The organism is Streptomyces sp. TRM64462 (genome assembly GCF_013362995.1).
Classification (GTDB): Bacteria; Actinomycetota; Actinomycetes; order Streptomycetales; family Streptomycetaceae; genus Streptomyces.
Window position 1 is genome coordinate 1,571 of record NZ_JABWDV010000398.1, and the last position, 11,909, is coordinate 13,479.

11 protein-coding genes are annotated in these 11,909 nt (G+C 72.0%); 9 read left to right on the plus strand and 2 right to left on the minus strand.

From position 1 onward, the window contains the following. The first annotated feature begins 171 nt into the window (after positions 1-171). Positions 172-984 carry an SAM-dependent methyltransferase gene (locus tag HTZ82_RS23675; RefSeq protein ID WP_175411440.1) on the plus strand — a complete coding sequence of 271 codons (813 nt, stop codon included), beginning with the start codon at positions 172-174 and terminating at the stop codon, positions 982-984. Beyond that, complete coding sequence (locus tag HTZ82_RS23680; protein ID WP_175411441.1) at positions 981-3,149, plus strand: EAL domain-containing protein; 2,169 nt, start codon at positions 981-983, stop codon at positions 3,147-3,149. The genes HTZ82_RS23675 and HTZ82_RS23680 overlap by 4 nt, the downstream gene beginning before the upstream one ends. Positions 3,150-3,315: 166 nt before the next feature. Here HTZ82_RS23680 and HTZ82_RS23685 read toward each other — a convergent pair whose 3' ends face one another. Then, positions 3,316-4,206 carry a LysR family transcriptional regulator gene (locus tag HTZ82_RS23685; protein WP_175411442.1) on the minus strand — a complete coding sequence of 297 codons (891 nt, stop codon included), beginning with the start codon at positions 4,204-4,206 and terminating at the stop codon, positions 3,316-3,318. Between the two features lie 95 nt (positions 4,207-4,301). On the opposite strand from HTZ82_RS23685, the gene HTZ82_RS23690 reads away from it, so the two are divergent. From HTZ82_RS23690 to HTZ82_RS23715, 6 genes are all read left to right on the plus strand, one after another. After that, positions 4,302-5,030, plus strand: coding sequence for a succinate dehydrogenase cytochrome b subunit (locus HTZ82_RS23690; protein WP_175411443.1), 729 nt, complete (start codon positions 4,302-4,304; stop codon positions 5,028-5,030). A gap of 1 nt (position 5,031) precedes the next feature. Further along, positions 5,032-6,993, plus strand: coding sequence for a fumarate reductase/succinate dehydrogenase flavoprotein subunit (locus HTZ82_RS23695; protein ID WP_175411444.1), 1,962 nt, complete (start codon positions 5,032-5,034; stop codon positions 6,991-6,993). Continuing rightward, entirely contained in the window at positions 6,990-7,775 is a 786-nt protein-coding gene (locus HTZ82_RS23700) for a succinate dehydrogenase/fumarate reductase iron-sulfur subunit (protein WP_175411445.1), read from the plus strand. The genes HTZ82_RS23695 and HTZ82_RS23700 overlap by 4 nt, the downstream gene beginning before the upstream one ends. A gap of 302 nt (positions 7,776-8,077) precedes the next feature. Beyond that, positions 8,078-8,476 carry a tyrosinase cofactor gene (locus HTZ82_RS23705; RefSeq protein ID WP_175411446.1) on the plus strand — a complete coding sequence of 133 codons (399 nt, stop codon included), beginning with the start codon at positions 8,078-8,080 and terminating at the stop codon, positions 8,474-8,476. Between the two features lie 18 nt (positions 8,477-8,494). Next, a complete protein-coding gene (locus tag HTZ82_RS23710; protein WP_175411447.1) occupies positions 8,495-9,322 on the plus strand; it encodes a tyrosinase family protein in 828 nt (275 codons plus the stop codon). A gap of 170 nt (positions 9,323-9,492) precedes the next feature. Next, positions 9,493-9,981, plus strand: coding sequence for a hypothetical protein (locus HTZ82_RS23715; RefSeq protein WP_175411448.1), 489 nt, complete (start codon positions 9,493-9,495; stop codon positions 9,979-9,981). An 88-nt stretch (positions 9,982-10,069) separates the two neighbouring features. Here the strand turns inward: HTZ82_RS23715 and HTZ82_RS23720 are convergent, their stop codons facing one another. Then, positions 10,070-10,297, minus strand: coding sequence for a dodecin (locus HTZ82_RS23720; protein ID WP_175411449.1), 228 nt, complete (start codon positions 10,295-10,297; stop codon positions 10,070-10,072). A gap of 208 nt (positions 10,298-10,505) precedes the next feature. Here HTZ82_RS23720 and HTZ82_RS23725 point away from each other — a divergent pair, with 208 nt between their 5' ends. After that, entirely contained in the window at positions 10,506-11,756 is a 1,251-nt protein-coding gene (locus tag HTZ82_RS23725) for an extracellular solute-binding protein (protein WP_175411450.1), read from the plus strand. The last annotated feature ends 153 nt before the right edge of the window (positions 11,757-11,909 follow it).

Consider the following 11,909-nt stretch of genomic DNA (forward strand, 5'->3'; position numbering starts at 1 on the left):
GGGCCGGCCGCGTCCGGCTGTCCGCGAACGCGCACGTGCCAGCGGCCTGTGACCAAGAACGGATCGCATTTTTCCGTTTCCCCTCGCCCTCCCGGCGGGCGATCAGTAGCCTCGGCTCGAACACCGGCCATGAACACGGCCGATCCGCCGTGGCGACTGTTGGAGACAACGATGGAGCGTCCCGCCTGGGCCCCGCCGGGCATCGACATCTCGGTGCCGAGCGTGTCCCGCATCTACGACTACTACCTGGGCGGCTCCCACAACTTCGAGGTCGACCGCGACGCGGCCCGCAGGGCCATGGAGTTCATGCCGGGCCTGCCCAAAATCATGCAGGCCAACCGGGCGTTCATGCGCCGCGCCGTGCACCACGCCGTCGCCGAGGGCGTCACGCAGTTCCTCGACATAGGCTCCGGCATACCGACGTTCGGCAACGTCCACGAGATCGCCCAGCGGGCGACGCCCGAGGCCCGCGTCGTCTACGTCGACCACGACCCGGTCGCCGTCGCCCACAGCCGCGCCGTGCTGGAAGGCAACGACCACGCCGGCATCACCGCCGCCGACCTGCGCAAACCGCAGGACATCCTCGGCAGCCCCGAGGTCCGCGAACTCCTCGACCTCGACCGGCCCGTGGCCCTCCTCCTCGTCGCCGTCCTCCACTTCGTCGAGGACGCCGACGACCCGCACGCCGCGGTCGCCGAGCTCCGCGACGCGCTCGCGCCCGGCAGCCTGCTGATCCTCACCCACGCCTCCTTCGAGGGCATCCCCGTCCCGCAGGAGCAGGCGGGCGGCACCGTCGGCGTCTACCGCGACATCCGCAGCCCCCTCGTCATGCGCTCCCGCGACCAGGTCGCCCGCTTCTTCGAGGGGTACGAGATGGTCGAGCCCGGCCTGGTGTCCATGCCGCGCTGGCGGCCCGAGACACCGCCCGAGCAGGAGGATCCGTACGCCTTCTCGGGCTTCGCCGGGGTGGGGCGCAAGGGGTGAGCGTGCCGGCGCAGGCGCCCGGCTCCGCGGCGGAGCCGGACGGCCTGGAGGACAGACTCCAGCGGTTCGCGACGATCTGGAGCCGGGCCATCTTCCCGGTGACGGCCACGTCCATGACCCGCACCGAGTTCGAACAGCATCTGCTGCCGCTGGCCCGGCAGCTCAGCGCCGCCCTGCACGCCCTGCCCTTCGACGCGGCGCCCGCCCAGGACGTCGGGGCCGCCCTGGTGGCCGCGCACTGCACCGACCCGGACGCGCTCAGCCGCACCCTCGGCGTCGTCGACGCGTACCTCGTCCTGTACTGCGGCAACGTCCACACCGGGACGCCCGTCGACGACCTGCGCGCCCGCTGCTCCCGGATCCAGCACGCGCTGGCCGCCGGGTTCGCCCGGGCGCTGCGCGAACGCACCCTCAGCGAGCAGGAGGCCATCGCCCGCTCCGCGCTCACCGCCCGCGCCTTCGCCGAACAGGCCCTGCACGCCACCGAGGCCCGCTTCCGCGCCGTGTTCGAGGACGCGGCCATCGGCATCGGCATCGCCGACCTCCAGGGCAACGTCCTCGACGTCAACGAGGCCCTCACCCGTATGTTCGGCGGCCTCGACACGCTCGTCCGCGCCCGGAACGTCACCGAGTGGGTCCACCCCGAGGACGCCCCGCACGTCTGGAAGCTCTACGGCGAACTCGTCCGCGGCGAACGCGAGCACTTCCGCGTCGAGAAGCCCTTCTACCGCACCGACGGCACCGTCCTGTGGACGAATCTGACGGTGTCCCTGCTCCGCGACGCCGAGGGCCGCCCCCAGTACCAGCTGGCCCTCATGGAGGACACCACCGAACGCCGCCTCCTCAACCTCCGCCTCCGCTACGAGGCCACCCACGACGCCCTGACCGGGCTGCCCAACCGCACCCTGTTCGCCGAACGCCTCGACAAGGCCCTGGCCGCCGACGACAGCCGCTTCGGCCTGTGCTACCTGGACCTCGACGGCTTCAAGGCCATCAACGACAGCCTCGGCCACGCGGCGGGCGACCGGCTCCTCGTCGAGGTGGCGGACCGGCTCCAGAGCTGCGCGACCGCGCCCGGCGAGATGGTCGCCCGGCTCGGCGGCGACGAGTTCGTGGCCCTGACCACCGGACCGTCCGTCACCGCCCAGGACACCGAGGACCTCGCCGTACGCATCCTGGGCGCCCTCGCCACGCCCATCGGCCTCGACGGCCGCGACATCACCGTGCGCGGCAGCATCGGCATCGTCGAGGGCCGCGCCGGCGAACGCACGTCCGCGGAGGTGCTGCGCAGCGCCGACATCACCATGTACCGGGCCAAGGCGGCGGGCGGCAACCGCTTCGAACGCGCCGACGCCGAGGCCGACGCCCGCGCCATCACCCGGCACGGCCTCACCACGGCCCTGCCCGCGGCGCTGGAGCGCGGCGAGTTCTTCATCGAGTACCAGCCGCTGGTCCACCTCGGCGACGGCACCGTGCACGGCGCCGAGGCCCTGGTCCGCTGGTGCCATCCGCAGCACGGTGTCCTCGGCCCCGACCGGTTCATCCCGCTCGCCGAGCACACCGGGCTCATCGTGCCGCTCGGCCGCTGGGTCCTGGAGGAGGCCGTACGACAGGCCAGGTTCTGGAAACACCGCCACACCGACGGCGGGCCGCTGCGCATCAACGTCAACCTGTCGCCCACCCAGCTCCACCACCCCGGCCTCGTCGGCGACGTCGTCGACGTACTCGACCGGTCGGGTCTCGACCCCGGCGCCCTGTGCCTGGAGGTCACCGAGTCCGCCCTGATCGGCGCCGACGAGGACGTCCTGAAGCCGCTGCGGCACCTCGCCGAGATGGGCGTGAACATCGCCCTGGACGACTTCGGCACCGGCTACTCGAACCTCGCGAACCTGCGCCGCCTCCCGGTGAGCATCCTGAAGCTGGACCGCTCCTTCACACGCGGCATGCAGCAGCACCCGGCGGACCCCGTGGACCTGAAGATCGTCGAGGGCATCGTGTCGCTGGCCCACAGCCTGGACCTGGCCGTCACGGTCGAGGGCGTCGAGACCGCGGCGCAGGCCGAGCAGTTGCGCCGCATCGGCTGCGACACGGCCCAGGGCTGGTACTACGCCCGTCCCGGCGCCCCCGACCGCATCCACACGCTGGCCCTGGCGGACGCGGTGTAGCGGGCGCCTCCGCACAGCCCGACCGCGGCCCGCACCTGACGCCGGCCCGCACACGACCCCGGCCCGCACCCGACCGCGGACCTCAGCCGCCCACGGCCCGCATCCGACGCCGGCCAGCACCGACCCCGGCCCGCACACGACGCCGGCCCGCACCCGATCGCGGACCTCAGCTGCCCACGGCCATCCGCACGAGCACCCGCTGCAACTCCCGTGCCGCCCGCGGCGGGGCCACGTCGCTGCGGTGCGCGAGCGCGATCGTCCGGCGCAGCCCCGGCGGCGCCAGCGCCGTCACCCGCAGGTCCCTCCCTGCCCGCGCCGCCACCATGCTCGGCACCACCGCGAGCCCGAGCCCCGCCCGTACGAAGCCGAGCACGGCGTCCATCTCGCCGCCCTCGACCGTGAACGACGGCTCGAACCCCTCCGCCCGGCACGCCGCGACCGTCAGTTCCCGCAGGTCGTAGCCGTGCCGGAACATCACCATCGGCCGCCCCGCCAGGTCCGCGATCCGCACCGGCCGCCGCGGCACCGCGGGATCCGCCGCCGACGACACCACCACCAGGTCCTCCTGGAGCAGCTCCACCGTCGTCAGCGCCGGCGACGGCGTCGGCAGCGGCAGCACCACCAGCGCCAGGTCCAGCGCGCCGCGCGCCAGCTCCCGTACCAGGTCGTGGGAGCCGCCCTCCTCGATCAGCAGCCGGATCCCCGGGTACAGCCCGTGGAACGTCCGCAGCACATCGGGCAGCAGACCCGTGCACAGGCTCGGCGTCGCCCCGAGGCGCACCCGGCCCCGCCGGAGCTGCGCCAGTTCCTGCACCTCCTGCCGGGCCGTGTCCGCGTCCGCCAGGATCCTCCGGGCCAGCGGCAGCAGCGCCTCACCCGCGTCCGTCAGCGCGATGTTCCCCCGGGCGCGGCTGAAGAGCTCCGCCCCCAGCTCCTTCTCCAGGGCCCGGATCTGCTGCGACAGCGACGGCTGCGAGACATGCACCCGCTCGGCCGCCCGCGTGAAGTGCCGGGTGTCGGCGACGGCCACGAAGTACACGAGCTGCTGGAACTGCATACGCCCCACGATAGGGCACGATAGGCGGCAGCTATCAAGATGAGCCGGACCATGTCTTGGACCTCTGAGGATGTCCGGCCCTACCGTCCCGTGCCATGGCTCTGGCAACGCGGACGCAGCGGACGCACCCACGCGGGACGGACCGAAAACCGTCCCCCCAACCCTCCTTCTGGGGATCCACCGTCGGCAAGAAGACGGTCATGGCCGTCAGCGGCCTGATCCTCCTCGGCTACCTCGTCGCCCACGTCATGGGCAACCTCAAGGTGTTCTTCGGCCCCGACGAGTTCAACGCCTACGGGCGCTGGCTGCGCACCATGGGCGACCCCGTCCTGCACCACGAGTGGGCCCTGTGGATCGTGCGCGCCGTGCTGCTCACCGCCGTCGTCGCCCACGGCGTCTCGGCGTACCAGCTCAGCCGCCGCGGCCTGAAGGCCCGCCCCGCCGCGTACGCGCACAAGCGGCGGCGGGCGAGCTACGCGACCCGCACCATGCGCTGGGGCGGCGTCATCATCGCCCTGTTCGTCGTCTGGCACCTGCTCGACCTCACGACGCTCACCGTCAACCCGAACGCCGAGCCGGGCCATCCGTACGAGAACGTCGTCGCGACCTTCTCCACCTGGTACGGCAACGTCGTCTACATCGTCGCGATGCTCGCCGTCGGCCTGCACGTACGGCACGGCTTCTGGGCCGCCGCGCAGACCCTCGGCGTGGGCAGCGCCCGCCGCGACCGGGCCCTGAAGGCCACCGCGAACACGCTCGCCCTGGCCCTCACGGCGGGCTTCGTCGCCGTACCCGTCGCCGTCATGACCGGAGTGGTGAGCTGACATGAGCCAGACGACCAACGCGTACGTCGCGTACACCACCGGCGCACCGATCGCCGACACCAAGGCCCCCGACGTGCCCATCGCGGAGCGCTGGGACCGGCGCCGCTTCGAAGCGAAGCTGGTCAACCCCGCCAACCGCCGCAAGCACACCGTCATCGTCGTCGGCACCGGCCTCGCGGGCGGCTCAGCGGGCGCGACCCTCGCCGAACAGGGCTACCACGTCGTCCAGTTCTGCTACCAGGACTCGCCGCGCCGCGCCCACTCGATCGCCGCCCAGGGCGGGATCAACGCCGCGAAGAACTACCGCAACGACGGCGACTCCGTGCACCGCCTCTTCTACGACACCGTCAAGGGCGGTGACTTCCGCTCCCGCGAGTCCAACGTCCACCGGCTCGCCCAGATCTCCGTCGAGATCATCGACCAGTGCGTGGCCCAGGGCGTCCCCTTCGCCCGGGAGTACGGCGGCCTCCTCGACACCCGCTCCTTCGGCGGCGTCCAGGTGTCCCGCACGTTCTACGCCCGCGGCCAGACGGGCCAGCAGCTGCTGCTCGGCGCCTACCAGGCGCTGTCCCGGCAGATCGCCGCGGGCAACGTCGAACTGCACGCCCGTACCGAGATGCTGGACCTGATCGTCGTCGACGGACGCGCCCGCGGCATCGTCGCCCGCGACCTCGTCACCGGCGAGATCTCCACTCATGTCGCGGACGCGGTCGTCCTCGCCACCGGCGGCTACGGCAACGTCTTCTATCTGTCGACCAACGCCATGAACTCCAACGCCACCGCCGTGTGGCGGGCGCACCGGCGCGGCGCCTACTTCGCCAATCCCTGCTTCACGCAGATCCACCCCACCTGCATCCCGCGCACCGGCGACCACCAGTCCAAGCTGACCCTGATGAGCGAGTCGCTGCGCAACGACGGCCGCATCTGGGTGCCGAAGGCGAAGGGCGACCGGCGGCCGGCGAACGAGATCCCGGAGGAGGAGCGCGACTACTACCTGGAGCGGATCTACCCGTCGTTCGGCAACCTCGTGCCGCGCGACATCGCCTCGCGCGCCGCGAAGAACGTCTGCGACGAGGGCAGGGGAGTGGGCCCCGGCGGTCAAGGCGTCTACCTCGACTTCGCGGACGCGATCCGGCGCATGGGCCGCGCGGCCGTCGAGGCCAGGTACGGCAACCTCTTCGACATGTACCAGCGGATCACCGACGAGAACCCGTACGAGACGCCCATGCGGATCTACCCCGCCGTGCACTACACGATGGGCGGTCTGTGGGTCGACTACGACCTCCAGACCACCGTCCCGGGCCTGTTCGCGATCGGTGAGGCCAACTTCTCCGACCACGGCGCCAACCGGCTCGGCGCGTCCGCCCTCATGCAGGGCCTCGCGGACGGCTACTTCGTGCTGCCGTCCACGGTCAACGACTACCTGGCCCGCGTCCCGGACCTCGGGCCGGTCGAGGACGACCACCCGGTGGTGACCGAGGCCGTCGGGGAGACCCGGGGGCGGCTGCGGCGGCTCCTCTCCGTCGACGGCGACCGCACCCCGGACTCCTTCCACCGGGAGCTCGGCGAACTGATGTGGGACCACTGCGGCATGGCCCGTACGGACACCGGACTCCGCAAGGCCCTGGAGCGCATCCCGCAGATCCGCGAGGAGTTCTGGCGCCGTGTGAAGGTGCCCGGCACCGGCGATGAGCTCAACCAGTCGCTGGAGAAGGCCAACCGGATCGTCGACTACCTGGAGCTCGCCGAGCTGATGTGCCTCGACGCGCTGCACCGCACCGAGTCCTGCGGCGGCCACTTCCGCGAGGAGTCCCAGACCCCGGACGGCGAGGCCGCCCGCAAGGACGAGGAGTTCTCGTACACGGCCGCCTGGGAGTTCGCGGGGACCGGCGAGGCACCCGTCCTGCACGAGGAAGACCTGGTCTTCGACCACGTACACCCCACCCAGCGGAGCTACGCATGAAGCTCACCCTGCGCGTCTGGCGCCAGAAGGACGCGGACGCCGACGGCGCGATGTCCACGTACGAGATCGACGGCATCTCCCCGGACATGTCGTTCCTGGAGATGCTCGACACCCTCAACGAGGAGCTGATCCTGCGCGGCGACGACCCCGTCGCCTTCGACCACGACTGCCGCGAGGGCATCTGCGGCGCGTGCAGTCTCGTCATCAACGGCGACGCGCACGGCCCGAATGGGGCCTCCCCTGCTGGAGCGGAGTCGAGAGCTTGGGGAAGAACCACCACCTGCCAGCTCCACATGCGGTCGTTCCGGGACGGCGACACCATCGACGTCGAGCCGTGGCGGGCCGCGGCCTTCCCGGTCGTCAAGGACCTCGTCGTGGACCGCTCGGCCTTCGACCGGATCATCCAGGCCGGCGGCTACATCACCGCCCCCACCGGCGCCGCACCCGAGGCGCACGCGACGCCGGTGCCCAAGGCCGACGCGGACAGCGCCTTCGAGCACGCCGAGTGCATCGGCTGCGGCGCCTGCGTGGCGGCCTGCCCCAACGGCTCCGCGATGCTCTTCACGTCGGCGAAGGTCAACCACCTCAACGTGCTGCCGCAGGGCGCGCCCGAGCGGGAGAGCCGGGTCCTCGGCATGGTGGCGCGGATGGACGAGGAGGGCTTCGGCGGCTGCACGCTGACCGGTGAGTGCGCCACGGCCTGCCCGAAGGGCATCCCGCTGCCGTCGATCGCCGCGATGAACAAGGAGTGGCTGCGGGCGGCCAGGCGGCGGGCGGTTTAAGGCCACCTTTCCGCCGTGGCCTCCGCCACACCCGTGATCGCCGCGCGAAAGAATCTTCACGCGGCGGTCATATTCCGTGCAGGAATTGTGGGTGGGCTAGGGGGTGGGGGTATCGTCCACAGCAAGATCAACTCTGTTCAACTCTGGATAGTTGATGGCGAGATATCCGTTTTCCGGTCCACCGGAATCCGGGGATTTCTGCCCGCTCGGGCGGTCCCGGTAGGCATATGCCGCCGGGGCTGCCGACCACAGCCCCGGGTGCACCGAGCGGTGCACCGTCTTCACTTGGGGGCTTCACTCTCATGTCCAGAATCACTCGCCGCCGCGCGCTCGGACTCGGCGCGGCCGCAGGAGCGGTGGCCGGACTCGGCACCGCCGCGCTCGCCGCCGTCTCCCCGTCGCCCGCAACGGCCGCACCGAACGCCGCGTTCGACGAGATCTACCGCGGCCGCCGCATACAAGGCCGGCCGGCGTCCGGCGGCCACGGCGGCCACCACGGGGGCGGACACGGCGGCCACGGCGGACACGGCGGCTACACCGTGCTCATCGACGGCGAGGAACTGCACGTCATGCAGAACGCCGACGGCACCTGGATCAGCGTGATCAGCCACTACGAGCCGGTCGCCTCGCCCCGCGCGGCGGCCCGCGCCGCCGTCCTGGAACTCCAGGGCGCCCCGCTCGTCCCCCTCGTCACCGCCTGATCCGGGAGCCCGCACACCATGACCGTACGCAAGAACCAGGCGACGCTCACCGCGACCGAGAAGCGCCGCTTCGTCGACGCCGTGCTGGAGCTCAAGCGCACCGGACGCTACGACACCTTCGTCACCACCCACAACGCCTTCATCATGGGCGACCGTGACGACAGCGACCGGGTCGGCCACCGCTCCCCGTCGTTCCTGCCCTGGCACCGCAGATTCCTGCTGGAGTTCGAACAGGCCCTCCAGGCCGTCGACCCCGAGGTCACCCTGCCGTACTGGGACTGGACCGCCGACCGCACACCCCGCTCGTCGCTCTGGGCGCCGGACTTCCTCGGCGGCACCGGCCGCAGCCGCGACGGCCGCGTCATGGACGGCCCGTTCGCCCGCTCCGGCAACCGCTGGACCATCGGCGTCCGCGTCGACGGCCGCGACTTCCTCCGCCGCGACCTCGGCGCCGGCGGCCGCCAACTGCCCACCCGCGCCGAGGTCGACTCCGTCCTCGCCATGGAGACCTACGACATGCCTCCGTGGAACAGCGCGTCCGACGGGTTCCGCAACCACCTCGAAGGCTGGCGCGGCGTCAACCTCCACAACCGCGTCCACGTCTGGGTGGGCGGCCAGATGGCCACCGGCGTCTCCCCGAACGACCCGGTGTTCTGGCTCCACCACGCCTTCGTCGACAAGCTCTGGGCCGACTGGCAGGCCCGGCACCCCCGTTCCCCGTACCTGCCCTCCGGCGGCACGCCGAACGTCGTCGACATCGGCGACACCATGCGCCCGTGGAACGACGTGACCCCCGCGGACATGCTCGACCACACCCGCTTCTACACCTTCGACACGGCGGCCTGACCCGCGCCGCCCCCCGGAACCCGAACCGGAACCGGATCCGCGTCCCCGCCGCCGGCGCGGCGGGGGCGCGGGCCCGCGAGACACGCGACACGCAGGGGGCGGCCGAACGAGTCGTGCGGCGCCGACCGGTCGTCCGCACGCGGCGTCACCCGACGACCTACCCTGACCGTGTGACGCCCGACAGCAGACCGCTCGCCGTGTTCGACCTGGACAACACGCTCTCCGACGCCCGCCACCGGCAGCGCTTCCTGGAGCGCACGCCCCGCGACTGGGACGCGTTCTTCGACGCGGCCCCGCAGGACCCGCCGCTCCCGCCGGGCGTCGCCATGTGCCTGGAGGCGGCACGGCAGTGCGAGATCCGCTACCTCACCGGCCGCCCCGAGCGGTGCCGCCGGGACAGCCTGGACTGGCTCGCCGCCCACGGCCTGCCCGACGGCCGCCTCCACATGCGCCGCGACGACGACCGGCGACCGGCCAGGGTCACCAAACTGGAGGTACTGCGCCGGATCAGCCGCGGCCGTGAGGTGCGCATGCTCGTGGACGACGACGAGCTGGTCTGCGACGCCGCCGAGAAGGCCGGCTTCCATGTCGTACGGGCCCGCTGGGCGCTGAGCGCCGAGGCGCTGCGGGAGGCCCAGGAGAAGGAGGGCCGCACCTGACGGGCGAGGGCGCCGGCGGTCGGGCCTCGCGCGGGGCCTCACCCGGGCGCTCGGGCCTCGCGCCGGCGGTCGGGGCTCGCGTGGGCGGTCAGGCCTCGCCGGGGTCCGGGCCGTCGAGGCGGAACCCCACCTTCATGCCCACCTGGTAGTGCGCCACCTGTCCGTTCTCCAGGTGCCCACGGATCTGCGTCACCTCGAACCAGTCCAGGTTGTGCAGCGTCTGCGAGGCCCGCGCGATGCCGTTGCGGATGGCCTCGTCCACGCCGTTGTGCGAGGTCCCGACGATCTCGGTGACGCGATACGTGTGGTGTGACATGGCGGCCTCCTCGTCGCCCGCGGTTCGGTCCTCTCCACGGTGCCCCACCCGGCCCGGCTCCGCGAGGCGGACGAGCGGACGGGGGAGGTCCAGGACTTGACCCGCCCATTGGTCCATACCAAAATCCAGCCATCCGCCCGTGCGAACACGTTCGCTCCCCCCACGTCGGGTCCGTCCGCCCTTCCTCCCCCCGCCGAAGGTGACCTACGTGAAGAAGCGCCTGCTCGCCTGTCCCACCGCGCTGCTGTCCGCCCTCGCCCTGTCAGGCTGCGGCCTCCTGCCAGGCCAGGACGGCGGCACCCGCACCGTCACCGTCTGGCTGATGCGGAACAGCGTGTCCGAGGACTTCCTGGAGCGGTTCACCACGGCGTACGAACGGGAGAACCCGTCCGTACGCCTCGAATTCGTCATCCAGGAGTGGACCGGCATCGGCAAGAAGGTCACCGATGCCCTGGGCGGCGAGACCCCACCCGACGTCATCGAGGTCGGCAACACCCAGGTCGCCCGGTACGCCGAGACGGAGAAGCTGTTCGACCTGTCGCTGGAGTCGGTGCGCGACCTCGGACACGAGGACTGGCTCCCGGGACTCGCCGAGCCCGGCAGCATCAACGGCAGCCAGTACGGCATCCCCTGGTACGCCGCGAACCGCGTCGTCATCTACCGCAAGGACCTCTTCGAGCGCGCCGGCATCGAGGAACCGCCCAAGACCCGCGCGCAGTGGCTCAAGGACACCGAGAAGATCAACGAGACCGGGGCCGAGGGCATCTACCTCGCGGGCCAGGACTGGTACACGCTCTCCGGGTTCGTCTGGGACGAGGGCGGGGAACTGGCCGTCGAGAAGAACGGCGAGTGGCTCGGCGCACTGGACACCCCCGCCGCGCTGCGGGGCATGGAGTTCTACAAGGAACTCCAGCAGCTCGGCTCCGGGCCGAAGGACGCCGACGAGGAGAACCCGCCGCAGGCCGAGGTCTTCGCCGAGCGCCGGGTGGCGCAGATCATCGCGACGCCGGGTGTCGCCACGGCCATCGAGAAGCTGAACCCCGCCGTGGGGCGCGAGCTGGGCTTCTTCCCGATCCCCGGCAAGACCGCCGACAAGCCGTGCGCCGTGTTCACCGGCGGCTCCGACCTCGTCGTCCCCGTGAACGCCCCCGAACGGGCCGCCGCGATCGACGTCGTGAAGGCACTCGCGGGTGAGAAGTGGCAGACCGACCTGGCCCGCACCATGAACTACGTACCCAACAAGACCTCCCTGGCCTCCGTCGTGGAAGGGCAGGAGGCCACCGCCGCCATGGCCGCGGGCGCGGCGCGCGGCCGGGCGACCCCCAACTCGCCCCGGTGGGCGGACGTCGAGGCGGACAACCCCATCAAGCCGTACATGACCGCGGTGCTCCAGGGCCGTGATCCCGAGCAGGCCGCCCGCGCCGCGTCGGCCCGCATCACGGCCGCCCTCGTTCCCTGACCGACCGGGCATTCAGCCATCGCACACCCACGCTCCGCCGGGCGGTCACGTCGAGTCCAGCCGGGCGCGGAAGAAGTAGGGGCGAGCCGCCGCACACCATGGCGGCCGCCCCCGTCCTCCGCCCCAAGGAGCCCCCATGCCCGCCCCGACCCC